Origin of the sequence: uncultured Cardiobacterium sp. (assembly GCF_938028825.1) — a bacterium.
In the GTDB taxonomy this organism is placed as follows: Bacteria; Pseudomonadota; Gammaproteobacteria; order Cardiobacteriales; family Cardiobacteriaceae; genus Cardiobacterium.
The window spans coordinates 55435-76852 of record NZ_CALIZP010000062.1 but is presented as its reverse complement, the minus strand read 5'-3'; the positions used below and the strand labels follow the sequence as shown (position 1 = coordinate 76852).

Below are 21418 nucleotides of genomic sequence, written 5' to 3'. Positions count from 1 at the left end.
AACCGACCGACCTGCTCGCGTACAGCGAAGCCATCCCCGTCATCAAATCGCTGGGTTTTGGCAACATCGTCGCCTGCGCCGCCGGGCCGAAGGCAGACGCCTCCTACTTGCGGCAACTGACCGACACCGTCGCCTCGCTCGACACCATGGACGCCAGCGCCTTCGCCAAATTCTTCCAGTGGGTCTCGGCAGCCGTTGCCAGCAGCAGCGTCAGCGTCGGCGCGCCGACAGCGGGCAACGACCTGCCGCCGCCCCCGCCGGAAATCAACATCGTCCTGTAAAAAAAAGCACCCTGCGGGGCGCTTTCATATGCCCGTACCCGAGAAAACACCCGCAATTTACGCCGCTTGGCAGGCCCGGTATTTACGCCGCTTGACAGGTCCAGCAACTACGCCGCTTGGAACAAAAAAATCCCTCCCCGCTTGCGGGGGGGGAGGTGGTCGAAGGCCAGAGGGGACAAAAGCCCCTCCCTTGTTTACACCGCTTGGCAGGCCCGGTATTTACGCCGCTTGGCGGCTATTTGGCAGCCAAGCGCGCTACAACAGAAAAAATAGTCGGCAACATTCCAAAAAAACAAGCGACGTAGTTACGCCGCTTGATGAAGTTCCGCTATACACCTTTTCGGTAAGCGGCAGATTTTGTCATGCGCAAAGAACCGCATATATTCAGCAATCAGACGAATGCCGTTATAAGATTCCATACCCAATTGAGGAATAATCGTAATGGAGGAAATACTGCGTTCAATATAAAAAATACTAAGGCTATTATTACCTTCGTCCAAATGTCATCCATAAGCACCTCTTCTGGAAACAAGAAACACAACACTCAAATTAACTTGCAATAATTACTCCAACACTCTCTTTCCTGCACTTGAAGGCTTTTATTTATCATTATTAAAAAGGTAGTGGAAGCCTATGGCTGCAAAAAATAAAAGTACACTAAGAATTATCAGGAAGAATATATTACTTATAATATAATACATCGACATGGTTAACCTCCATTATTAAGAACAAATATTGCTGCAATATTCTAATTTATCTGCCAGAATCCACCACCCACAATTTTTATCAGTAACTATCCCCAACAGTGTAGGTTCCCATGAAAGTACACGACAAAATCCGCACCATGCGTGAATTGCGGCACTGGTCGCAAGAGGAAATGGCTGCCCGTTTAAGCATGTCCACCAATGGTTATGCCAAGCTGGAGCGCGGCGAAACCCGTCTCAACATTCCCAGTCTGGAGCAGATTGCCGGGGCATTGGATGTTGACCTGAATGATTTGATGGCAGTAAGCGAGCGCAGCGTGATTTGCCTGATTAACGAAAATAGCCAGCACAGCAGTAATTATTACGCTGCCTCGCAACAAGAACTCACCGCCGAAATCAACCGTCTGCAACAGTTGCTCGCTCATCAGGAAGCCCTGGGCGCGCAAAAGGATGCGCTGATTGCCCAGCAGGCGCGCGAAATCGAGACGCTGCGCACGCTGGTCGCCGTCCTGCAAAAAAGCGGTAGTGCCTGAAATGCTGCAACTCATCGCTTTTGCGCCCGGTTCGGTCATGGCAATGAGCAGGCATGCCGTGGGCTATGGTACGCCCGTATCCGGCTGCGCCCGTACCGAAAGCCGGTGCCCATCTGAAACAACCCGACACCATCGCCTCACTGGACACCATGTACGCCGATGCCTTTGTCAAATTTTTCCAGCGGGCCTCGACAGCGGCTGCCCGCAGCGGCGTCGGTGCGCCGACGGCAGGCAACGACCAGTCTCTGCATCGCCGGAAATCAACATCGTCTTGTAATTGTGATAAAGAATGCCTCTGCGGTGCGCCTTTTGCGGTCCAACGTTTCGTGTGCAACGAAAAGCCGCGCCTGTGGAAAACAGCGCAGCGCGTCATTACATTGCTTGACGAAGCCAAGATTTACGCCGCTTGGTAGCGATCCCAACCGGTGTTTGCCTCGCTTGGCAGTCGTCTTTTCAAACCATCACAAAATGGGCAGCAGCCAAATGAACCGCCGCGCAGAGTCCGGGGCAAATTACCATGCCCCACTCACGGCGGCGCCAGCCGATTGACACGTCGCCGAGCTGGGTCAGGGCAAAAGCTATCAGCAACAGGCGCGCCGCGCCGTTGTGGAAGAAAAATGGCACTAGCGCTGCCGCCAAACCAAAGGGAATGGCGCGGGCGGCGTACATATGCGCGTAGAAACGGACGTCATCGCCGACGCTTTGCGCGCGCAACATCAGTTCCGGATGTATCAAGGCGAGCAGGGCAGCGACCACGGCCAGCAGTGCGCAGAGGGTGTTGGCAAGCAGCAGGATAGGGTTCATGGCTGCTCCGGAGACTGGATCTGGCGGGAAAGGGTTTCAAGGACGGCAAGCGCGGTAACCAGCGCTTCTGGCGGATAATCTTGCGCCCAAACGCTTGCCTGCTCGCGCCAACGCGCGCTGATGTCATCCAATAGTGCCTGGCCGCTGGCGGTAAGGGTGTAGCAGGGCGAACGCTTGTGGGCGGCATTATCTTGGGCATTGACGAGTTCTCCGTCCAGTAGCAGATTAAGCTGCTTTTGCACGCCCTGACGGCTGATGCCCATGCGCTCGGCAATCTGCGGCGCAGTGAGCGGCGTTTCGCTGGTGGCGATAGCGCCCAACACCTGCCAGCGCGCAGTAGTGAGTTGGCTGGTGGCGGCGAAACGGTCGCCCCAAGCGGCGATCTGGCCGTTCAGGCGAAAAATGCCCAGCACCAGCTGGCTTACGGATTGATGGGCCATTGGGGCTCCGAAAGAAAATTAATAACCAGTTTACATCATTTGTAAACTGGTTGTCAAAGGCGCGCTATTTGTTTTTACGCTCTTTGAGCACACCCCCATATGGTTGAATAGTTCGGAAACAGTAACGATCATGACCTATCCAGCCCATACCCATAAAAATTCTTGTGGACATCAAAGATGATATGCCCTTCTGGAAGGGGCGGCCGGACACCGGGTCGGTCTCAAATCCCCACTACCCGGAAAAATTGCCACAATCCAACGGCAGCCGCCGATCTACGCCTCGGCTTGTCGTCCACAAAAAAACCATCCAGACAAGACCTTGCCTAGATGGACACACTCATGAAATGACTATTTTCGGTGATGGCGGTGGTCTGATATATATGCTCGACGAACCTGTCAATAGCGTACACAGAAGATACGAGAGAGCTTTTCCTATCATTATAGCTGGAAGGTCAACCAAACCCGCTCGGATTATGGGCGGCATACTTTTCAGACTACTGCCTACATCTGCCCGTTGCCTTTATTAGTTTCTGTTAACCAACAACCCTGTCAGCATACTTTTCAGAACACCACCAAAAAGCGTAAGCTACACTTGTGAGCCATTTGAATCCACGTCACTTCGTCGGATTAGATTTCTGTAAAAATCGTTTCGCAAGAGTTATAATAATAAACCCATCAAAAATCAACATAAGTCTTATACCAATTGAAAGCTTCTACTTTGTCATCCTCAATGGGTCTATTTTCGTGGTCCACAAAGAAGTCAATGACGCTTCCTACTTAATGAAGTAAGAACCCCTGCACTTTTATTTTATGCTTCATCCGCAACAAGTCGATCCACAAATTCAATATACGCCATTGGTGCCCGATCACCTGCCCTATAACCACATTTTAAAATTCTTACATAACCACCCGGACGAGCCTTATAACGTGGTGCGATTTCTGCGAATAATTTTTGCACTGCTTTGCGATCACGCAGACGCGAAAACGCAATGCGTCGGCCTGCAACATCATCATGGTTTTTAGCATGCGTAATAATGGGCTCAATAATCCCACGCAAATCCTTTGCTTTAGATAAAGTCGTTTTAATCAATTCATGCTCAATCAAAGAAACCGACATATTTTTGAACATCGCTTTACGATGCGCACTGGTGCGATTAAATTTACGTCCCGACAATTTGTGTCTCATAAAAACTCCTAACTAAATAAATAAAACTAGACTAGTGGGTCTCATTACCAGACCAATTATCTAAATCCATACCAAGTTCTAGACCATGCGCGGCCAGAACCTCTTTTATCTCATTTAGTGATTTTTTACCCAAATTCGGTGTCTTTAAAAGCTCAACTTCCGTTCTGCGTACCAAATCACCAATATTGTTAATGTTCTCTGCTTTAAGGCAATTAGCGCTACGCACAGTTAGTTCTAAATCATCAACTGGTCGTAGCAATACCGGATCAACCTGCGTTTCTTCCTCTGGTTCTATTTCAACCTCGGTAGATTCCAAATTAACAAAAACAGCAATTTGTTTGTGTAAAATAGTTGCCGCCTGTCTAATTGCTTGTTCTGGTTCTATTGAACCATTAGATTCGACATCAATAATCAACTTGTCCAGATCAGTATGTTGCTCAACACGTGCAGCCTCTACACGATAGGCGATACGTTTTATAGGGCTAAAAGATGCATCAATGCGCAAAACATTAGGCACATTTACAGCCCCCCCCTCCTGAACAGCTACCTGGTAGCCACGGCCTTTCTCAACAACAACCGTCATATTAAAAGGAACATCCTGAGTCAAATGAGCAATCACATGTCCAGGGTTACAAATTTTGACATTAGCTGGAACCTTAAAACATTCTGCGCTAACTATGCCAGCTTTATTAGCAGATAAATGCATTTTGGCACGATCGCCCTCATGTAAAATTAAAGATAATCCCTTTAAATTCAGCAAAACATCAATAACATCTTCACTCACTCCCTCGATCGCTGAATATTCATGTAGAACACCATCAATCTCACATTCAGTAACGGCAGCGCCCTCAATAGAAGACAACAGCACGCGACGTAATGCCGTACCTAAAGTATAACCGAAACCACGTTCCAGCGGTTCTAAAGTAACTCGTGACGTATTTAATCCAATTTCTTGTATCTTAACGATACGTGGAGTTAACAGATCTGATAACGCCATATAAAATGCCTATAAAAGTAATTAAAAGAATTTTTAAGATTACTTAGAATACAATTCTACTACTAATGATTCGTTAATATCTGGCGACAAATCAATACGGTCAGGTACCCTTTTAAATAAACCTGACATCTTCGTCGTATCCACATCAACCCATTCAACAAATCCGCGTTGCGTTGCAAGTTCTAAAGAACTTTGAATACGTGATTGCTTACGGCTTTTCTCACGCACCGCAACGATATCATTTGCTCTAACTTGGAAAGAAGCTATTGTTACACATCTACCGTTAACTTCAATTGCTCCATGAGAAACCAATTGACGCGACTCAGCACGAGTCGTTCCATACCCCATGCGATAAACCACATTATCCAAACGTTGTTCCAAAAATTGCAGCAAGTTCTCTCCTGTAGAACCTTTTTGTTGTGACGCTTTCTTATAGTAATTACGGAACTGGCGCTCCAGTACTCCATAAATACGTTTTAACTTCTGCTTTTCTCGCAACTGGTTTCCATAATCAGATAGCCGCCCTCGACGAATACCGTGCTGTCCAGGTGCAGCTCCCATATTACATTTCGACTCAGTGGGACGAATCCCTGATTTCAATTCGAGGTCAATCCCCTCTCTGCGAGCCAAACGACACTTAGGTCCGATATATCTAGCCATTAATCAATACTCCGGGCAAATTAAACGCGACGCTTCTTAGGAGGACGACAACCATTGTGCGGAATGGGTGTTACATCAGTGATACTGTGAATGTTAAAACCAGCGGCATTTAATGCGCGCACAGCCGATTCTCGACCGGGCCCAGGGCCCTTAACATTCACATCAAGATTTTGGACGCCGTATTCTTTAGCAGCATTCCCAGCCTGTTCGGCAGCTACCTGTGCTGCAAACGGTGTACTCTTTCTTGAGCCACGGAAACCAGAACCACCAGCAGTTGCCCAAGAAAGCGTGTTACCCTGACCATCGGTAATGGTCACGATAGTGTTATTAAAAGAAGCGTGGACATGCGCAACAGCATCCACAACAACACGCTTCGCTTTTTTTCTAACATTTTTTTGCTTACTAGTAGTAGCTTTAGCCATAAGATCTCCTCTACATTTTATCGTTTAATCGGGCGACGAGGACCTTTCCTGGTTCTCGCATTCGTTTTAGTACGCTGACCGCGTACTGGAAGAGCACGACGATGGCGTAAACCTCGATAGCAGCCTAAATCCATCAACCGTTTTATGCTCATAGAGATTTGACGACGTAAGTCGCCCTCTACTTTGTATTCAGCAACCGCTGCGCGCAAAGAATCAACTTCCGCATCAGTAAGATCGCGAATTTTCTTTGTTGGTTCAACCTTTGCTGCTGCACAAATATTGCGGGCACGGGTTAGGCCAATACCGTAGATAGCTGTTAACGCGATAACAGCGTGTTTTTGTGTTGGTACATTAATTCCAGCTATGCGAGCCATTTTAAACTCCTAAAATAAAAAATTACACCACCACTCTAAGTGATAAGCTAATCAATGAACTGAAAAAGTATAACTTTATCATGACATAAGTAGCAGAACCGTCTTAATTATATCACATAGAAAATCTATTAATTCCACTTAGGACATAAACTTTAGAGACTTCCTCTATTATTATTAAATCCTGCAAGATTTGCTTTTTTCATCAGTTGTTCATATTGCTTAGACATAACATGAGACTGAATTTGCGAAACAAAATCCATTGCAACGACAACAGCAATGAGTAAGGAAGTACCTCCAAAAAGGAAAAGGACTTGCCCGTTCGCAGAACCTATATTTAACAGAGAAGGCAGGATACATACAAAGGCAACATAGATTGCACCTACTAAAGTCAATCGTTCCTGCACCATATCAAGATACTCGGAAGTCTGTCTACCAGGCCTAAACCCCTGAATAAACGCATTAGATTTCTTTAAATTTTCAGCAAGCTCACGATTTTCAAACATCATGGCCGTATAAAAGAAAGAAAAAAGCACTATCAATAATGAAAATGTTGCGATATACAGCCAATTTCCTTGCGAAAATCCATGTGTCACATCAGAGAAATAGCGTCCCCAAGTGCCAGGTAGGCTTCCAAGAAGAGCAAGTCCCGATACTATTAATGTTATTATTGCCGAAGCAAAAATTGCAGGAATAACGCCCGCCATATTAATTTTCAATGGCAAATGTGATCTTTGTCCCATATCATGGCTACCTGGTCCCTGTCGTTTAGCATAATGAATTGCAATCTGTCTTTGCGCACGTTCAGTAACCACAATAAGTGCAAACAGCGACACTATAATAGATAGCATCAGAAAGAATCTGAAAAAAGTAATATCGCCTTCTTTGGCTTGTACAATTAGGTTTACAATACCAGATGGTATATGAACGGCAATGCCAGCAAAAATCAACATAGAAATACCATTACCGATGCCACGCTCCGTAATTTGTTCGCCAAGCCACATCATGAATAAAGCACCCGTTGCTAAAGAAATAGCTCCCATTATTAGAAAGGGTTGTCCATGATACAGAGTTAGATTTTGAGCCATGACCATTTTGGATATTGCAAATCCTTGTATGAGTGCAAAGCCAAAGGCCAAATAACGCGTATATTGCCCGATCTTTTTCTGTCCGCCACTTCCTTGTAGGCGTAATTCTTTAAGTGGCGGATACATATGCGTAAATAGCTGCAGGACAATTGATGCAGATATATAAGGGGCAACTCCCAAAGCAAGTAACGAGGCATTACTCAATGCTCCACCAGAAAACATATTAAAGAGCTGAAATATTGATCCTTCTCCACTCTCAAACAATTGGCGCACTTTGGTATGATCTATTCCCGGAACAGGAATATGTGCACCAATACGATAAATTATTAATGCAAAAATCAGATACCAAAGTCGCGAAATTAGCTCCTTATTTGAATTATTACTTATCTTCGCCGTCATATGATCATCCTATAAACATCACTCACTAACAGAGCCACCAGCGGCCTCTATCATTTCTCTAGCTCCAGACGTAACATTAATTCCTTCCAATTTTAAAGATACAGAGACAGCACCACTAAGGAAAATCTTTACTTTTATTGCATCAATTGGAATAATTTTTCTTTCTTTCAAAGCGGCTATATCAATTAATTGAGAAGATGTAAAAACATTTAATTCGGAAGTCCTAATGCGAAACGTACCTTGCTTAGAGGTGCTAAAAAATCCTCGCTTAGGAAGGCGGCGCTGTAAGGGCATTTGTCCGCCCTCAAAACCGATTTTATGGTACCCCCCAGAACGAGCCTTTTGCCCTTTATGTCCTTTACCACTAGTTTTGCCTAATCCAGATCCAATTCCACGTCCTAAGCGTTTTGATTTATGATAGGATCCTGCCATAGGTTGCAAATCATTCAGATACATCAGTGCACCTCTTCGATCTTCAGAAGATAAGAAACTTTATTAATTAACCCACGATTAGAAGGTGTATCATCTATAAAACGTGATTGATGGATCTTTTTTAGTCCCAACGCTGACAAGCACTGCCTATGCCTACGTAAGCGACCAAATTTACTTTTAATTAATGTTATTTTCACTTGTTTATCCAACATTTGCTTGTACCTCCTCAAGAGACTTGCCGCGTTTTGCAGCAATTTCATTGGGTGTCGTCATTTTCTGTAACCCTACGATAGTAGCGCGCACAACGTTGCCTGGGGTTCGAGTACCGATACATTTCGCTAAAACATCTTTAATGCCTAAAACTTCAAAAACTGCTCTCATTGCTCCTCCCGCAATAATTCCAGTTCCTGCTGACGCCGGCTGCATATAGACCTTAGCTGCTCCATGCGTACCTATCACGGGATGATGCAATGTATCATTATTAAGAACAATTTTAACTAAATTCTTTTTTGCATGATCCATTGCCTTTTGTATAGCAATAGGAACTTCCTTGGCTTTACCATAGCCATACCCGACACGACCATTACCGTCTCCTACAACTGTCAAGGCAGTAAAAGTAAATTGCCTACCACCTTTAACTACTTTTGTGACACGATTGACAGCCACTAATTTTTCGGAAAACTCGGTATCCTGCGAACGGTCTTTTTGCTGTACCATTATAATTACCCTACTAACTTAAAAATCCAAACCAACTTCTCTAGCAGCATCTGCAAGTGCTTTCACACGCCCATGATAACTAAAACCGCTACGGTCAAATACGATTTGATAAATTCCCTGTCCTTTAGCTTTTTGTGCTATTAATGCTCCGACTCTAGCTGCCGCTTCTATATTCCCCGTATATTTGAGATTATTCTTAACTGCTTCCTGTAAAGTAGAAGCACTAGCCAAAATCCTAGATCCATCTGCACTAATAATCTGCGCATAAATATGTCTAGAAGTCTTATGGATAATTAAACTGACTTTTCCAGCCTCACGAATATTAAGCCGGCTTCGTTTGCCACGACGAATTCGTTTAAGCTTTTTCTCATTCATTTGCATTGACCCTTACTATTTTTTCTTAGCTTCTTTCATAAGAATTCGCTCATCCATATAACGAATTCCCTTTCCTTTATATGGCTCAGGAGATCGGTAAGCTCGGAGTTTTGCTGCCACTTCACCTACTTGTTGCTTATCACTGCCTTTAATAATAATTTCTGATTGACTTGGTGTTTCAATTGAAATTCCAACGGGAATAGAAAACTCTATAGGATGAGAGAATCCTAACAAAAGGTTCAATTTTTGCCCTTGTGCCTGCGCGCGATAGCCTACACCGACCAATTGTAGTTTCTTTTCAAAACCAATCGTAACTCCAATAATCATGTTATTAAGAATAGATCTCATTGTTCCGCACATTGCCCAATGGGAGGCTTCTTGACGGACAGGAAATAAATGAATAGAGTCCGCGCTCTGTTCAAGGTTAACATAAGCATGAAGCTCTAAATTTAGACTTCCTCTCCTACCTTGTACATTAATAATTCTATCATTAATTAAAATATTAACTCCGCTAGGGATCTGTATTGGCTGTTTACCTACGCGTGACATCTCTTTTCTCCATATTAAGCTACATAGCAAATGACTTCGCCACCAATCATTTTTTGACGAGCTTTGGAATCGCTCATCACGCCCTGAGATGTGGAAATAATAGCCATCCCTAAGCCGCCGCGAACACGAGGCAGAGCCCCTTTATCTTTAAAAAGTCGAAGCCCCGGCCGACTAGCACGCCTGATGAAATCAATAACAGGTTTCCCTTGGTAGTATTTTAATATTATGATTAGCTCAGATTTGATACTTTCTTTTACACTAAAAGATTGGATGTATCCTTCTTCTTGTAAGACTGTGGCAATAGCTATTTTTTGTTTAGAAGCAGGCATGCTCACGACTGAACGCCCAGTATGCTGAGCATTTCGAATACGCGTAAGCATGTCCGCAATTGGATCCGTTAACATATATACCTCGTATTAAACAGTATTGGTTTTAGCGCCCATCTCTCTAGGTGATATTTTATAGTACTAACCATTTGGCTATTGCTGCATCACGATTTGTCTAGTGAATGGGTTCTTAGCTTTCATGCTCTTGTAACTTAATATTGAAAAGTCACCAACTTGATTTTCTAATTCCAGGAACTTCTCCCTGCATTGCTAACTCACGCAATTTATTTCGTGAAAGACCAAACCTGCGATAGACAGCATGAGGACGTCCCGTGATTCTACAACGACGCTGCAATCTAGAAGGAGAAGCATCTCTAGGGAGTTTTTGTAGTTTTTCTTGCGCGGCGTCTCTCTCTTCGACAGAATAAAAATCCACTTTACGAATGATCTCTTTGAGTTCTCTGCGTCTAGCAACAAATTTTTGTACTAATTGAATGCGCTTAAGTTCGCGGTTAATCATGTTTTTCTTAGCCATGTTATTAACTCCTAAAAGGAAACCCAAAAGATTCCAACAACGCTTTAGCACTTACGTCATCTTTCGCTGTTGTAGTAACCGTAATGTCCATACCACGAATAGCATCTGTTTTTTCAAAATCTATTTCCGGAAATACAATATGTTCTCGTATACCAAAAGTATAGTTACCTCTTCCGTCAAAAGCTTTTGAGCTTAGCCCACGAAAATCTCTAGTTCTAGGCAATGAAATGTTGATTAAACGATCTAGAAACTCGTACATCCGCTCACGGCGTAAAGTTACTTTGCACCCAATTGGCCAGCCATCTCTAATCTTAAAACCAGCTATTGATTTTTTGGATTTAGTCACAATAGGTTTTTGTCCAGAAATTAACGCTAAATCATGAATAGCATTATCCAAGATTTTCTTATCATTAACGGCTTCACCTACTCCCATATTAATTGTTATTTTAGTCAATCTTGGAACTTCCATTATATTACTAAGATTGAACTTAATGAGTAAATGCTGCGCAAGTTCATCTTTATATTTAACAAATAATCTAGCCATAACGAACCTCAGTCTATTTTCATCCCGTTAGATCTGTAAATACGGAATTTCTTTCCTTCCTCAATCTTGAATCCAACACGATCCCCTTTATTAGTTTTGGGATTAATAATCATTAAATTTGATATGTGTATTGGAGCTTCCTTTTTTATTATCTTCCCTTCAGTCTGTAATTGTCGATTTTGCTTTACATGTTTTAGTACAAAATTAATACCTTCCACTATGACGTAATCGCCATTAACAGATTTAACTCTTCCCCGCATCCCTTTATTTGTTAATTTACCTGTCACAACAATAACATTATCACCCTTACGTATACGTTTCATATAACCTCCTTCATAACACTTCTGGTGCAAGCGATATTATCTTCATAAACTTCTCATTACGAAGCTCGCGAGCAATTGGTCCAAAAACACGAGTACCAATGGGTTCCAGTTTATTATTCAATAGTACCGCAGCATTACTATCAAACCGTAAGGCGGAACCATCTCTGCGACGCACACCTTTTTTAGTGCGAACAATTAACGCATTATAAACATCTCCTTTTTTAACTCGAGAGCGAGGCAGTGCTTCTTTAATAGATACTTTTATAATATCACCAATATTTGCATATCGACGATGAGAACCTCCCAAAACCTTAATGCATTGCAATTCTCGTGCTCCGCTATTATCAGCGACCGCTAAACGTGATTGTGCTTGGATCATGATCTAACTCCTTAATCCTGCACCCGTTTCACAATATTGACTAACGCCCAAGTCTTGGTTTTAGAAATTGGACTAGTCTGCATAATACGCACAATATCACCTTCCTTGGATTCATTAAGTTCGTCATGAGCATGGCATTTCAGTGTACGCTTAATATATTTTCCATATACTGGATGTCGTTCATAGCGCACTACACTGACTGTAATAGATTTATCACCCTTGCCAGAGAGAACTTGTCCCTGCAAAATACGTTGAATAATTTCTTTATTGTTCATAATCATACCTTAACACCATGCTGTCTTAGCAAGGTCTTTATACGCGCTATATTACGTCTAACTTGGAGAATCTGATGAGGCTTATCCAAATTAGAGCCAAGTTTATGCATAGTTAATTTAAATTGTGCTTGACGCAACGTTATTAATTCTTCAAGTAGACTAGCGATATTTTGATTCAATAGAGTCTTTGGCATTACATCACCTTACGTATTTCAAATACTGTGCCTACGGGCAATTTAGCTGATGCTAAACGAAAAGCTTCTCGTGCTAAATCTTCAGTAACACCCTCAAGTTCATACATCACGGTACCTGGTTGAACTTTTGCTACCCAATATTCAACATTACCTTTGCCTTTCCCTTGTCTGGTTTCTAATGGCTTATTAGTCACGGGTACGTCAGGAAAAATCCGAATCCACATTTTCCCTCCCCGCTTAACGTGGCGATTAATGGCGCGACGTGCAGCTTCTATTTGACGTGCTGTAATCCGACCACGAGTGGTAGCTTTTAATCCATATTCACCAAAACTAACGTTATTGCCAGACTGAGCCAATCCACGATTCCGGCCTTTATGCTGTTTCCTAAATTTTGTACGTTTGGGTTGTAACATAGTTATCTACCTTAATCTTTATTTTCTAAATGTAGATGATCGAGACCTATTAATACGACGAGCCTTTCTATCATCCTGGACATCCGACGCCCCAAGAAGTTGAGAGTCTAATCCTTCTAGATTTTCACCTTTGAATATCCAAACCTTTACGCCAATAACGCCATAGGTAGTATGTGCTTCTGAAAAACCGTAATCAATATCTGCACGCAAAGTGTGAAGAGGCACACGCCCCTCTCTATACCACTCTGTCCTCGCTATTTCCGCCCCATTAAGTCGTCCCGATATGCTAATCTTAATACCCGCTGCCCCTAAGCGCAGTGTCGAAGCGACTGAACGTTTCATTGCCCTGCGGAACATGACTCGTCTCTCTAGCTGTTTGGCGATACTATCAGCCACGAGAAAAGCATCTAATTCTGGACACCTAATCTCCTCTATATTTACTGAAGCAGGCACTCCCATTAGAGCAGTAATCTCCCGCTTCAGTATTTCGATATCTTCACCTTTACGACCTATGACAATGCCAGGACGTGCCGTAAAAATTGTAATTTGCGCCCCATTACGCGGTCGTTCGATTTGAATTTGGCTTACAGACGCGTGAGCCAATTTTTTACGAATAAATTCCCTAACAATGAAGTCCTTCTCTAAAAAAGCAGCATACTCTTTACCCTCCGCATACCATTTAGACGACCAATCTTTCGAAATTCCTAAGCGAAAGCCAACGGGATGTACTTTCTGACCCATAAAAATCAAACTCCAACCTTAGTAGCGTTCCTGAACGCGAAGAAAAATATTACTGGTTCGCTTAAAGATGCGATTTCCACGTCCTTTTGCGCGTGCCGAGAATCGCTTCATAGTCATCCCCTCGCCAATATATATCTCAGCAATATATAATTCATCAATATTAGCACCTCTATTATTTTCTGCATTAGCTATAGCAGCATTTAAAAGTTTCAAAATAATACTTGCTGCCTTCTTATTCGTGAAAGACAAAACCTCTATAGCTTCTTCAACATGTTTTCCACGAACCAAATCTGCCACTAATCTAGCTTTTTGAGCTGATATTCTTGCTGCCCTTAACTTAGCTGTTGATTGCATATCCAGATTACCCTCTCTATTTACCTTTTTTATCGGCGTTATGCCCACGATAATTACGAGTGGGCGCAAATTCACCTAGTTTGTGCCCTACCATATCTTCATTAATTAAAATAGGAACATGTTGTTTACCGTTGTGTACGGCTATAGTTAATCCTATCATGTCTGGCACGATTAGAGAACGGCGAGACCAAGTTTTTATGGGTTTTTTGCTATTATTTGCTACTGCTGACTTTATTTTTTCTGCCAGATGTAGATCAATAAAGAAACCTTTTCTTAAGGACCGTGGCATATTTTAACCCCTCTTATTATTCCGGCGCTGAACAATCATTTTATCCGTTCGTTTATTGTTACGAGTCTTGTATCCCTTAGTGGGAACACCCCATGGTGATACAGGGTGTCTCCCTCCCGATGTGCGTCCCTCACCGCCACCATGCGGATGGTCAACAGGATTCATTACTACACCGCGCACTGTCGGGCGGATACCTCGCCAACGCTTAGCACCAGCTTTGCCTAACGACCGCAAACTGTGTTCTTGGTTACTTACTTCACCAATGACTGCGCGACAATCGCTTAAGATTTTACGACGCTCACCGGATTTCAGCCTAATTGTCGCATATTTACCTTCACGAGCAACTACTTGAACAGAACAGCCCGCACTACGAGCCAATTGGCCTCCTTTCCCTGATCTGAATTCTACGCAATGAACTGTAGAACCTATTGGAATATTACGAATCGGCAGACAATTGCCTAATTTAATAGGAGCATCATCACCATTTCTAATGACGTCACCCGTTTTTAAGCCTAGCGGGGCAATGATGTAACGACGTTCTCCATCTATATAACAAATCAACGCAATATACGCTGTACGATTGGGATCATATTCGATCCGTTCAACAACGGCATCAATGCCATCCTTACGACGTTTAAAGTCAATAACACGATAGCGCTGCAAATGGCCACCGCCTCGATGTCGTACAGTGATACGCCCCGTATTATTACGCCCTCCAGTGGAATTCTTTTTCTCAGTCAATGCTGCGAAGGGCTGCCCTTTATGCAGATCAGGACGAGACACGTCAACTACAAAACGGCGCCCCGGGGATGTTGGTTTTTTTCTAATGACGGACATTTCAAACCTTTAGGATTGCTGCTCAGATAGCAGTGCTTCCATGTCAACTGCCTTATCCAAATTAATATAAGCTTTTTTGAAACCTGCACGGTAGCCCGCACGTTGCTCAAATCGTTTTTGCTTTCCTTTTACATTAACTGTATTAACAGCGTTTACCTCAATATCTAGTAAACATTCCACAGCCTCTTTTATATCCTTTTTACTTGCGTTACATTCTACTTTAAATACAACCTGTTTTTGTGATGTCGCTAAAGAAGATTTTTCAGTTACAAGTGGGCCTAAAACAATTTGCAATTTTCTTTCTTGATTCATGACAACCATCCATTAATTCTTTCTATTGAAACTCTATCTATAACTACATTTTTGAATTGAAGCAGAGATACTGGGTTTAATTCATCAACATCAATGACGCTAATATCTGGAATATTACGAGAGGCGAAAAAAATATTTTTATTTAATGATTCTGTAATCATTAAAAGGTCTCCTTTCAGGCCGATCCCATTTATATATTTGATAAAATCCTTCGTTTTACAAGAAGAAATTCTAAAATCTTCTATGAGATGCATCCTTTTTTGGCGGTACAACTCAGAAAAAATACTACGTAAAGCCCCACGATACATTTTACGATTTACTTTATTCAAGAATTCACGAGGTCTAGCAGCAAAAGTTACACCACCACCTCGCCACAGTGGGGAGCGAATTGTTCCTGCCCGGGCACGCCCTGACCCCTTTTGCTTCCACGGCTTTACGCCGCCACCAGAAACTTCTGCGCGAGTCTTTTGAGACTTGCTGCCCACACGCCCACCTGCTAAATAACTAACAACAACTTGATGTATCAGAGGTTCATTAAATGTCGCGTCAAACACCTCATCGTTCACTGAAACGATACCAGAACCATCTCTAAAGCCAATATCCACGATTATTTATCCTCTTATTTTTATTGATGGACGAACCTCAACATATCCACCTCTAGCACCAGGAATAGAACCTTTGACTAAAAGCAAGCCACGTTTACCATCAACACGAACTATTTCAAGATTTTGCACACTACGCATTTCGTTTCCCAAATGTCCCGACATCTTTTTTCCTTTAAAGACGCGCCCAGGCGTTTGATTCTGCCCAATGGAACCCGGCACACGGTGTGATAAAGAGTTACCATGTGTTTTTCTTTGCCCGCTAAAGTGATGTCGTTTAATTGTACCTGAAAATCCTTTACCTATGCTTCGCGCGCGGACATCAATTCTCTGCCCTACAGAAAATAGAGACGCATCAAAAACATCACCAACGGAGTACCCTAGAATCTCCTCCGCAGAAAGACGAAATTCTTTAGTTACGACACCTGCATCAATATTTGCTTTAGCAAAATGTCCAATAAGGCCTTTTGTTATATGCTTCTTATTCCCTCTTACTACGATCTGAACGGCATCATAGCCATCCGTAGACTGCAATTTTATTTGCGAAACGACATTTGTTGCCACTTCCACGACCGTTACCGCAGCTACATTGCCATTTTCATCAAACACTCGAGTCATCCCTAGTTTTTTGCCAACTAAACCCATTTTCATAAAATTTCCTCTTTAGTAAATAAAGAAGGCGAGAGGAGGGCGGGTGAACCCTCTTCACCCTAACCTGATTAAAGAAATGACGTGGAATTCTACTGTAATTCTATTTTAACGTCAACACCCGCAGCCAAATCCAATTTCATCAGGGCATCAACTGTCTTATCTGTGGGATCAATGATATCCATCACACGCTTATGTGTCCGCATTTCATATTGATCTCGCGCATCCTTATTAACATGTGGCGAAATTAGCACTGTGTAGATTTCTTTTTTAACTGGCAGAGGTACAGGCCCACGCACCTGAGCGCCAGCACGTTTTGCAGTCTCCACAATTTGTTTAGCTGAAAGGTCAATAAGACGGTGGTCGTAGGATTTTAAACGGATACGAATCTTTTGCGTATTTGACATGCTCATCACTCAATAATTTTGGAGACGACGCCCGCACCTACTGTACGGCCACCTTCACGAATTGCAAAACGAAGTCCTTCGTCCATCGCAATCGGCGAAATCAGATGAACATTCATCTTGATATTATCACCCGGCATGACCATTTCCACACCTTCCGGCAGGATGCATTCACCTGTCACGTCCGTAGTACGGAAGTAAAACTGCGGACGGTAACCTTTAAAAAATGGGGTGTGACGACCACCTTCGTCTTTGGACAGTATATAAACTTCCGCCTCAAATTTGGTGTGCGGGGTAATCGTACCCGGTTTGGCCAACACTTGTCCACGTTCTACTTCTTCACGTTTGGTACCGCGCAGCAATACACCAACGTTATCGCCTGCTTCACCCTGATCCAGCAGCTTGCGGAACATTTCCACACCGGTGCAGGTGGTTTTGGCAGTCGGGCGGATACCGACTATTTCGATTTCTTCACCAACTTTGATTACTCCGCGCTCAATACGCCCGGTCACTACCGTACCACGACCGGATATGGAGAAAACGTCTTCAATCGGCATCAGGAACGGTTTGTCAATGTCACGCTGCGGCTCGGGAATATAGCTGTCCAGCGCATCTACCAGTTTGATAATAGAAGGAACACCAATATCGGACTGATCTCCTTCCAGCGCTTTCAATGCAGAACCGATAATAATCGGGGTATCGTCACCGGGAAAGTCGTATTCGCTCAACAGGTCGCGCACTTCCATTTCCACCAGTTCCAGCAGCTCGGCATCATCAACCATGTCTGCCTTGTTCAGATAAACTACGATATAGGGAACACCCACCTGACGGGACAACAGAATGTGTTCACGGGTTTGCGGCATCGGGCCATCGGCTGCAGAGCAGACCAAAATGGCTCCATCCATTTGCGCTGCGCCGGTAATCATGTTTTTAACATAGTCGGCGTGCCCGGGGCAGTCTACGTGTGCATAGTGACGGTTCGGGGATTCGTATTCGACGTGTGCGGTTGAGATGGTGATACCGCGCGCACGTTCTTCGGGTGCACCGTCAATCTGGTCATAGGCTTTAAAGGTACCGCCAAAGCGTTCTGCACCAACTTTGGTCAGCGCCGCCGTCAGTGTCGTCTTGCCATGGTCAACGTGACCAATCGTGCCCACGTTAACGTGCGGCTTGGTTCGGGTAAATTTCTCTTTTGACATGCATAACTCCAAACTAAATCAGGATTTACTTTTAATAACTTCATCAACAACGTTACTAGGCGCTTCGTTGTAACAATCAAATTCCATAGAATAGCTCGCTCGTCCCTGGGTTAAGGATCTGAGTGAGGTCGCATAGCCAAACATCTTGGCAAGGGGGACTTGTGCCCGAACGACTTTACCTGCAGCTTCATCATCCATGCCTTGGATAAGGCCACGACGGCTATTGAGGTCACCGATAACGTCACCCATGTACTCTTCAGGCGTTGATACCTCTACTTTCATCATTGGCTCAAGTAATGCCGGTTTCGCTTTACGGGCTCCTAATTTAAACCCTTCTGAGCCCGCCAGCTTAAATGCCATTTCCGAAGAGTCGACCTCGTGATAAGACCCATCAAAAAGAGTCACTTTGACATCCACTACTGGGTAACCAGCCAAGACTCCATTCTGCATTTGCTCTTGCACCCCTTTGTCAACTGCTGGGATATACTCTTTAGGGATGACACCACCAACAATAGCGTTGACGAATTCATAACCAAAACCAGGTTCTTGCGGCTCTATCTTTAACCAAACATGTCCATACTGGCCACGACCACCGGATTGGCGAACAAATTTTCCTTCCTGCTCGACTGTCTCACGCAAAGCTTCACGATAGGCAACTTGCGGTGCCCCAACATTAGCCTCTACCTTAAATTCACGCTTCATCCGGTCAACAATAATTTCCAGATGCAGTTCGCCCATGCCAGAGATAATTGTTTGACCAGTTTCTTCATCAGTATGAACGCGGAAAGAGGGATCTTCTTGCGCCAATTTAGCCAAAGCCATACCCATTTTTTCCTGATCGGACTTGGTTTTTGGCTCCACCGCAACCGCAATAACCGGCTCGGGAAATTCCATTCGCTCCAAAATAATGGGATGATTAACATCGCAAAGTGTCTCGCCAGTAATAACCTCTTTCAGCCCCACACATGCGGCAATATCTCCTGCGTAAACTTCTTTAATTTCTTCGCGCGAGTTAGCGTGCATTTGAACTATACGCCCAATACGCTCCCTCTTGTCTTTTACAGAGTTTAGTACAGTAGTACCGGCCTCCAATACGCCAGAATAACAACGAACAAATGTCAAGGTGCCAACAAATGGATCCGTGGCAATTTTAAATGCCAGTGCAGCAAACGGCGCATCATCATCCGCTACGCGACTGTCGACTTCATCATTGTTCGGATTGATACCCTGGATCGCTTCTATATCCACAGGGCTGGGCAATAATTCGATAACCTTGTCCAGCATTGCTTGCACGCCTTTATTTTTGAATGACGAACCACAAACAACCGGTACAATCTCATTATTGATGGTTCGTTGACGAAGACCGATAATAATTTCTTCTTCGCTCAGTTCTTCACCACCAAGATACTTTTCCATCAACTCTTCATTGGCTTCTGCGGCTGCTTCTATCAATTTCTCACGCTGCGTCTCACAAGCCGCTTGCAAATCAGTAGGAATATCAGCATAAATAAAGGTCATGCCTTTATCATCTTCATTCCAGATGATTTCTTTCATCTTGATGAGGTCAATTACACCTTTGAAGTTTTCTTCTGCACCAACTGGTAATTGCAAAGGAACCGGTGTCGTATTCAGACGTTCCTCCATCTGTCTGACGACACGCAGGAAGTCGGCACCAGTACGATCCATTTTATTTACATACGCGATACGTGGCACTTTGTATTTATTTGCCTGGCGCCATACGGTCTCAGTTTGCGGCTGGACACCACCAACTGCACACAATACTAAACAGGCGCCATCCAGTACTCGCAGAGAACGCTCTACTTCTATCGTGAAATCAACGTGTCCCGGTGTGTCAATGATATTAATACGATGTTCATCGAACTGTTTCGCCATTCCCTTCCAGAAACAAGTAGTCGCAGCGGATGTAATCGTGATGCCCCGTTCTTGCTCCTGCTCCATCCAGTCCATTGTCGCCGCACCTTCATGCACCTCTCCAAGTTTGTGAGACATACCGGTGTAATAAAGGATACGTTCTGTAGTTGTTGTTTTTCCCGCATCAATGTGTGCCATGATGCCAAGATTACGGTATCGGTTAATTTGTGTTTTGCGTGCCATAGTATTTGCATTAACTCCTTATATTAGGATTCCCACGCTTACCATCGGAAGTGAGCGAATGCTTTATTCGCTTCTGCCATGCGATGCGTATCATCGCGTTTTTTCACGGCAGCACCGCGTTCTTCCAATGCATCTAAAAATTCCGCCGCCAATCGCTGCGACATGGACTTTTCGTTTCGTTTGCGTGCTGCGTCAATGAGCCAACGCATGGCTAACGCATTCTGTCGAACCGGACGAACTTCTACCGGCACCTGGTAGGTAGCGCCGCCAACACGTCGGGATTTTACTTCTACTGCCGGGCGCACTTTTTCCAGCGCTTCTTCCAGCACATCTACCGGCTGTAATTGTTTTTTCTCAGCCGCTTTTTCCAGTGCTTGATAAACCACTTTTTCCGCAACCGATTTTTTTCCGCTAACCATAAGAATATTAATAAATTTTGCCACGACAACATTTCCAAATTTTGGATCCGGCAAAATCTGACGAATAGGGGCACGTACTCTTCTTGACATCGTTATTTCCCTTAAAATTATGACTTAGGTCGTTTGGCACCGTATTTGGAACGGCCTTGCTTGCGATCTTTAACACCGGCCGTATCCAGTGCACCACGCACAATGTGATAGCGTACACCAGGAAGATCTTTAACCCGTCCGCCACGAATCAACACTAAAGAGTGTTCTTGCAGGTTATGTCCCTCACCACCAATATAGGCAGTTACTTCGTACTTGTTAGTCAAACGCGTACGCGCAACCTTACGCATGGCTGAGTTTGGTTTCTTCGGTGTTGTCGTATACACACGGGTGCACACCCCGCGTTTTTGCGGACAGCCCTGCAATGCAGGGACATTATTCTTTTCTTTCTGGCGCGTACGCGGGCTGCGTACGAGCTGATTAACGGTTGCCATGAATAAAGTTCTCCAAACTTTTCGAAATTCAATAAAATTAGCGCCTCTACGCCAAAGGTGGCGCATGGT

35 protein-coding genes and 1 pseudogene are annotated in these 21418 nt (G+C 44.0%); 3 read left to right on the top strand and 33 right to left on the bottom strand.

The window, feature by feature from the left end:
- The 3 genes and pseudogenes from Q0562_RS09375 to Q0562_RS09365 form a co-directional block, all read left to right on the top strand.
- Nucleotides 1-281, top strand: a pseudogene (locus tag Q0562_RS09375) (tellurium resistance protein TerY); the annotation flags it as partial.
- A gap of 817 nt (nucleotides 282-1098) precedes the next feature.
- Complete coding sequence (locus Q0562_RS09370; protein WP_298643720.1) at nucleotides 1099-1518, top strand: helix-turn-helix transcriptional regulator; 420 nt, start codon at nucleotides 1099-1101, stop codon at nucleotides 1516-1518.
- A 149-nt stretch (nucleotides 1519-1667) separates the two neighbouring features.
- Nucleotides 1668-1931 carry a hypothetical protein gene (locus tag Q0562_RS09365; RefSeq protein ID WP_298643719.1) on the top strand — a complete coding sequence of 88 codons (264 nt, stop codon included), beginning with the start codon at nucleotides 1668-1670 and terminating at the stop codon, nucleotides 1929-1931.
- Between the two features lie 40 nt (nucleotides 1932-1971).
- Here the strand turns inward: Q0562_RS09365 and Q0562_RS09360 are convergent, their stop codons facing one another.
- The 33 genes from Q0562_RS09360 to rpsL all read right to left on the bottom strand — a co-directional run bounded on the left by Q0562_RS09360 (nucleotide 1972) and on the right by rpsL (nucleotide 21349).
- Entirely contained in the window at nucleotides 1972-2322 is a 351-nt protein-coding gene (locus Q0562_RS09360; protein ID WP_298643717.1) for a hypothetical protein, read from the bottom strand.
- Complete coding sequence (locus tag Q0562_RS09355) at nucleotides 2319-2762, bottom strand: helix-turn-helix domain-containing protein (protein ID WP_298643716.1); 444 nt, start codon at nucleotides 2760-2762, stop codon at nucleotides 2319-2321. Before Q0562_RS09355 ends, Q0562_RS09360 begins: the two co-directional genes overlap by 4 nt.
- An 808-nt stretch (nucleotides 2763-3570) precedes the next feature.
- The gene (gene rplQ / locus Q0562_RS09350) at nucleotides 3571-3948 is read right to left on the bottom strand and encodes a 50S ribosomal protein L17 (RefSeq protein ID WP_298643715.1); all 378 of its coding nucleotides are present in this window, start codon (nucleotides 3946-3948) and stop codon (nucleotides 3571-3573) included.
- 31 nt (nucleotides 3949-3979) lie between these two features.
- The gene (gene rpoA / locus Q0562_RS09345; protein ID WP_298643713.1) at nucleotides 3980-4945 is read right to left on the bottom strand and encodes a DNA-directed RNA polymerase subunit alpha; all 966 of its coding nucleotides are present in this window, start codon (nucleotides 4943-4945) and stop codon (nucleotides 3980-3982) included.
- Between the two features lie 39 nt (nucleotides 4946-4984).
- Complete coding sequence (gene rpsD, locus Q0562_RS09340; RefSeq protein ID WP_298643712.1) at nucleotides 4985-5605, bottom strand: 30S ribosomal protein S4; 621 nt, start codon at nucleotides 5603-5605, stop codon at nucleotides 4985-4987.
- Nucleotides 5606-5625: 20 nt separating this feature from the next.
- Entirely contained in the window at nucleotides 5626-6027 is a 402-nt protein-coding gene (rpsK, locus tag Q0562_RS09335) for a 30S ribosomal protein S11 (protein ID WP_298643711.1), read from the bottom strand.
- A gap of 17 nt (nucleotides 6028-6044) precedes the next feature.
- The gene (gene rpsM, locus Q0562_RS09330) at nucleotides 6045-6401 is read right to left on the bottom strand and encodes a 30S ribosomal protein S13 (RefSeq protein WP_298643709.1); all 357 of its coding nucleotides are present in this window, start codon (nucleotides 6399-6401) and stop codon (nucleotides 6045-6047) included.
- 152 nt (nucleotides 6402-6553) lie between these two features.
- On the bottom strand, nucleotides 6554-7885 hold the full coding sequence (secY, locus tag Q0562_RS09325) for a preprotein translocase subunit SecY (protein ID WP_298643708.1): 1332 nt from the start codon (nucleotides 7883-7885) through the stop codon (nucleotides 6554-6556).
- A gap of 18 nt (nucleotides 7886-7903) precedes the next feature.
- Nucleotides 7904-8341, bottom strand: a complete 438-nt coding sequence (gene rplO, locus Q0562_RS09320; RefSeq protein ID WP_298643707.1) for a 50S ribosomal protein L15 — start codon at nucleotides 8339-8341, stop codon at nucleotides 7904-7906.
- Nucleotides 8341-8529 carry a 50S ribosomal protein L30 gene (gene rpmD / locus Q0562_RS09315; protein WP_298643706.1) on the bottom strand — a complete coding sequence of 63 codons (189 nt, stop codon included), beginning with the start codon at nucleotides 8527-8529 and terminating at the stop codon, nucleotides 8341-8343. Before rpmD ends, rplO begins: the two co-directional genes overlap by 1 nt.
- On the bottom strand, nucleotides 8519-9034 hold the full coding sequence (gene rpsE, locus Q0562_RS09310) for a 30S ribosomal protein S5 (protein ID WP_298643705.1): 516 nt from the start codon (nucleotides 9032-9034) through the stop codon (nucleotides 8519-8521). The genes rpmD and rpsE overlap by 11 nt, the downstream gene beginning before the upstream one ends.
- Before the next feature lie 18 nt (nucleotides 9035-9052).
- A complete protein-coding gene (gene rplR / locus Q0562_RS09305; RefSeq protein ID WP_298643725.1) occupies nucleotides 9053-9409 on the bottom strand; it encodes a 50S ribosomal protein L18 in 357 nt (118 codons plus the stop codon).
- Between the two features lie 15 nt (nucleotides 9410-9424).
- Entirely contained in the window at nucleotides 9425-9958 is a 534-nt protein-coding gene (gene rplF, locus Q0562_RS09300; protein ID WP_298643704.1) for a 50S ribosomal protein L6, read from the bottom strand.
- Between the two features lie 14 nt (nucleotides 9959-9972).
- Nucleotides 9973-10362 (bottom strand): 30S ribosomal protein S8, encoded by a 390-nt coding sequence (gene rpsH / locus Q0562_RS09295; protein ID WP_298643703.1) that lies wholly within the window; start codon nucleotides 10360-10362, stop codon nucleotides 9973-9975.
- Nucleotides 10363-10510: 148 nt separating this feature from the next.
- Nucleotides 10511-10819 carry a 30S ribosomal protein S14 gene (gene rpsN / locus Q0562_RS09290; RefSeq protein WP_298643701.1) on the bottom strand — a complete coding sequence of 103 codons (309 nt, stop codon included), beginning with the start codon at nucleotides 10817-10819 and terminating at the stop codon, nucleotides 10511-10513.
- A 4-nt stretch (nucleotides 10820-10823) separates the two neighbouring features.
- Entirely contained in the window at nucleotides 10824-11363 is a 540-nt protein-coding gene (gene rplE, locus Q0562_RS09285) for a 50S ribosomal protein L5 (RefSeq protein ID WP_298643700.1), read from the bottom strand.
- Nucleotides 11364-11371: 8 nt separating this feature from the next.
- Entirely contained in the window at nucleotides 11372-11686 is a 315-nt protein-coding gene (gene rplX, locus Q0562_RS09280) for a 50S ribosomal protein L24 (protein WP_298643699.1), read from the bottom strand.
- A gap of 10 nt (nucleotides 11687-11696) precedes the next feature.
- A complete protein-coding gene (rplN, locus tag Q0562_RS09275; RefSeq protein ID WP_298643698.1) occupies nucleotides 11697-12065 on the bottom strand; it encodes a 50S ribosomal protein L14 in 369 nt (122 codons plus the stop codon).
- Nucleotides 12066-12076: 11 nt separating this feature from the next.
- The gene (gene rpsQ, locus Q0562_RS09270; RefSeq protein ID WP_298643696.1) at nucleotides 12077-12340 is read right to left on the bottom strand and encodes a 30S ribosomal protein S17; all 264 of its coding nucleotides are present in this window, start codon (nucleotides 12338-12340) and stop codon (nucleotides 12077-12079) included.
- 2 nt (nucleotides 12341-12342) lie between these two features.
- On the bottom strand, nucleotides 12343-12534 hold the full coding sequence (gene rpmC, locus Q0562_RS09265) for a 50S ribosomal protein L29 (RefSeq protein WP_298643695.1): 192 nt from the start codon (nucleotides 12532-12534) through the stop codon (nucleotides 12343-12345).
- Nucleotides 12534-12947, bottom strand: coding sequence for a 50S ribosomal protein L16 (gene rplP, locus Q0562_RS09260; RefSeq protein WP_298643694.1), 414 nt, complete (start codon nucleotides 12945-12947; stop codon nucleotides 12534-12536). The genes rpmC and rplP overlap by 1 nt, the downstream gene beginning before the upstream one ends.
- Before the next feature lie 18 nt (nucleotides 12948-12965).
- A complete protein-coding gene (rpsC, locus tag Q0562_RS09255; protein ID WP_298643692.1) occupies nucleotides 12966-13688 on the bottom strand; it encodes a 30S ribosomal protein S3 in 723 nt (240 codons plus the stop codon).
- Between the two features lie 18 nt (nucleotides 13689-13706).
- Entirely contained in the window at nucleotides 13707-14042 is a 336-nt protein-coding gene (gene rplV / locus Q0562_RS09250) for a 50S ribosomal protein L22 (RefSeq protein WP_298643691.1), read from the bottom strand.
- A 16-nt stretch (nucleotides 14043-14058) separates the two neighbouring features.
- Entirely contained in the window at nucleotides 14059-14331 is a 273-nt protein-coding gene (gene rpsS / locus Q0562_RS09245) for a 30S ribosomal protein S19 (RefSeq protein ID WP_298643690.1), read from the bottom strand.
- A 3-nt stretch (nucleotides 14332-14334) separates the two neighbouring features.
- Complete coding sequence (gene rplB / locus Q0562_RS09240) at nucleotides 14335-15168, bottom strand: 50S ribosomal protein L2 (RefSeq protein WP_298643689.1); 834 nt, start codon at nucleotides 15166-15168, stop codon at nucleotides 14335-14337.
- Nucleotides 15169-15177: 9 nt separating this feature from the next.
- Nucleotides 15178-15480, bottom strand: a complete 303-nt coding sequence (gene rplW / locus Q0562_RS09235) for a 50S ribosomal protein L23 (RefSeq protein WP_298643688.1) — start codon at nucleotides 15478-15480, stop codon at nucleotides 15178-15180.
- On the bottom strand, nucleotides 15477-16085 hold the full coding sequence (gene rplD / locus Q0562_RS09230; protein WP_298643687.1) for a 50S ribosomal protein L4: 609 nt from the start codon (nucleotides 16083-16085) through the stop codon (nucleotides 15477-15479). Before rplD ends, rplW begins: the two co-directional genes overlap by 4 nt.
- A gap of 6 nt (nucleotides 16086-16091) precedes the next feature.
- Nucleotides 16092-16733, bottom strand: a complete 642-nt coding sequence (gene rplC, locus Q0562_RS09225) for a 50S ribosomal protein L3 (protein WP_298643685.1) — start codon at nucleotides 16731-16733, stop codon at nucleotides 16092-16094.
- A gap of 89 nt (nucleotides 16734-16822) precedes the next feature.
- A complete protein-coding gene (gene rpsJ / locus Q0562_RS09220; protein ID WP_298643724.1) occupies nucleotides 16823-17137 on the bottom strand; it encodes a 30S ribosomal protein S10 in 315 nt (104 codons plus the stop codon).
- Between the two features lie 5 nt (nucleotides 17138-17142).
- Nucleotides 17143-18333 (bottom strand): elongation factor Tu, encoded by a 1191-nt coding sequence (gene tuf / locus Q0562_RS09215; protein WP_298643668.1) that lies wholly within the window; start codon nucleotides 18331-18333, stop codon nucleotides 17143-17145.
- 18 nt (nucleotides 18334-18351) lie between these two features.
- A complete protein-coding gene (gene fusA, locus Q0562_RS09210) occupies nucleotides 18352-20448 on the bottom strand; it encodes an elongation factor G (RefSeq protein ID WP_298643684.1) in 2097 nt (698 codons plus the stop codon).
- A 38-nt stretch (nucleotides 20449-20486) separates the two neighbouring features.
- Nucleotides 20487-20957 carry a 30S ribosomal protein S7 gene (rpsG, locus tag Q0562_RS09205; RefSeq protein WP_298643682.1) on the bottom strand — a complete coding sequence of 157 codons (471 nt, stop codon included), beginning with the start codon at nucleotides 20955-20957 and terminating at the stop codon, nucleotides 20487-20489.
- Nucleotides 20958-20974: 17 nt separating this feature from the next.
- Nucleotides 20975-21349, bottom strand: a complete 375-nt coding sequence (rpsL, locus tag Q0562_RS09200) for a 30S ribosomal protein S12 (protein ID WP_006984585.1) — start codon at nucleotides 21347-21349, stop codon at nucleotides 20975-20977.
- Nucleotides 21350-21418: the final 69 nt, after the last annotated feature.

Bases quoted from the DNA above. Each gene is read 5' to 3' on its own strand.
- rplR (WP_298643725.1), bottom strand. From the start codon at position 9,409: ATGAATGAGAAAAAGCTTAAACGAATTCGTCGTGGCAAACGAAGCCGG.
- rpsK (WP_298643711.1), bottom strand. From the start codon at position 6,027: ATGGCTAAAGCTACTACTAGTAAGCAAAAAAATGTTAGAAAAAAAGCG.
- tuf (WP_298643668.1), bottom strand. From the start codon at position 18,333: ATGTCAAAAGAGAAATTTACCCGAACCAAGCCGCACGTTAACGTGGGC.
- rpsQ (WP_298643696.1), bottom strand. From the start codon at position 12,340: ATGAACAATAAAGAAATTATTCAACGTATTTTGCAGGGACAAGTTCTC.
- rplE (WP_298643700.1), bottom strand. From the start codon at position 11,363: ATGGCTAGATTATTTGTTAAATATAAAGATGAACTTGCGCAGCATTTA.
- rpmD (WP_298643706.1), bottom strand. From the start codon at position 8,529: ATGTTGGATAAACAAGTGAAAATAACATTAATTAAAAGTAAATTTGGT.
- rplV (WP_298643691.1), bottom strand. From the start codon at position 14,042: ATGCAATCAACAGCTAAGTTAAGGGCAGCAAGAATATCAGCTCAAAAA.
- rpsG (WP_298643682.1), bottom strand. From the start codon at position 20,957: ATGTCAAGAAGAGTACGTGCCCCTATTCGTCAGATTTTGCCGGATCCA.
- rpsD (WP_298643712.1), bottom strand. From the start codon at position 5,605: ATGGCTAGATATATCGGACCTAAGTGTCGTTTGGCTCGCAGAGAGGGG.
- rpoA (WP_298643713.1), bottom strand. From the start codon at position 4,945: ATGGCGTTATCAGATCTGTTAACTCCACGTATCGTTAAGATACAAGAA.
- rpsL (WP_006984585.1), bottom strand. From the start codon at position 21,349: ATGGCAACCGTTAATCAGCTCGTACGCAGCCCGCGTACGCGCCAGAAA.
- Q0562_RS09355 (WP_298643716.1), bottom strand. From the start codon at position 2,762: ATGGCCCATCAATCCGTAAGCCAGCTGGTGCTGGGCATTTTTCGCCTG.
- rplN (WP_298643698.1), bottom strand. From the start codon at position 12,065: ATGATCCAAGCACAATCACGTTTAGCGGTCGCTGATAATAGCGGAGCA.
- rpsM (WP_298643709.1), bottom strand. From the start codon at position 6,401: ATGGCTCGCATAGCTGGAATTAATGTACCAACACAAAAACACGCTGTT.
- rpsJ (WP_298643724.1), bottom strand. From the start codon at position 17,137: ATGTCAAATACGCAAAAGATTCGTATCCGTTTAAAATCCTACGACCAC.
- rplQ (WP_298643715.1), bottom strand. From the start codon at position 3,948: ATGAGACACAAATTGTCGGGACGTAAATTTAATCGCACCAGTGCGCAT.
- rpsS (WP_298643690.1), bottom strand. From the start codon at position 14,331: ATGCCACGGTCCTTAAGAAAAGGTTTCTTTATTGATCTACATCTGGCA.
- rpsE (WP_298643705.1), bottom strand. From the start codon at position 9,034: ATGGTACAGCAAAAAGACCGTTCGCAGGATACCGAGTTTTCCGAAAAA.
- Q0562_RS09365 (WP_298643719.1), top strand. From the start codon at position 1,668: ATGTACGCCGATGCCTTTGTCAAATTTTTCCAGCGGGCCTCGACAGCG.
- rplW (WP_298643688.1), bottom strand. From the start codon at position 15,480: ATGAATCAAGAAAGAAAATTGCAAATTGTTTTAGGCCCACTTGTAACT.
- Q0562_RS09370 (WP_298643720.1), top strand. From the start codon at position 1,099: ATGAAAGTACACGACAAAATCCGCACCATGCGTGAATTGCGGCACTGG.
- rplB (WP_298643689.1), bottom strand. From the start codon at position 15,168: ATGTCCGTCATTAGAAAAAAACCAACATCCCCGGGGCGCCGTTTTGTA.
- Q0562_RS09360 (WP_298643717.1), bottom strand. From the start codon at position 2,322: ATGAACCCTATCCTGCTGCTTGCCAACACCCTCTGCGCACTGCTGGCC.
- rplO (WP_298643707.1), bottom strand. From the start codon at position 8,341: ATGTATCTGAATGATTTGCAACCTATGGCAGGATCCTATCATAAATCA.
- rpsC (WP_298643692.1), bottom strand. From the start codon at position 13,688: ATGGGTCAGAAAGTACATCCCGTTGGCTTTCGCTTAGGAATTTCGAAA.
- rplC (WP_298643685.1), bottom strand. From the start codon at position 16,733: ATGAAAATGGGTTTAGTTGGCAAAAAACTAGGGATGACTCGAGTGTTT.
- rpsH (WP_298643703.1), bottom strand. From the start codon at position 10,362: ATGTTAACGGATCCAATTGCGGACATGCTTACGCGTATTCGAAATGCT.
- rpmC (WP_298643695.1), bottom strand. From the start codon at position 12,534: ATGCCAAAGACTCTATTGAATCAAAATATCGCTAGTCTACTTGAAGAA.
- rplP (WP_298643694.1), bottom strand. From the start codon at position 12,947: ATGTTACAACCCAAACGTACAAAATTTAGGAAACAGCATAAAGGCCGG.
- secY (WP_298643708.1), bottom strand. From the start codon at position 7,885: ATGACGGCGAAGATAAGTAATAATTCAAATAAGGAGCTAATTTCGCGA.
- rpsN (WP_298643701.1), bottom strand. From the start codon at position 10,819: ATGGCTAAGAAAAACATGATTAACCGCGAACTTAAGCGCATTCAATTA.
- rplX (WP_298643699.1), bottom strand. From the start codon at position 11,686: ATGAAACGTATACGTAAGGGTGATAATGTTATTGTTGTGACAGGTAAA.
- fusA (WP_298643684.1), bottom strand. From the start codon at position 20,448: ATGGCACGCAAAACACAAATTAACCGATACCGTAATCTTGGCATCATG.
- rplF (WP_298643704.1), bottom strand. From the start codon at position 9,958: ATGTCACGCGTAGGTAAACAGCCAATACAGATCCCTAGCGGAGTTAAT.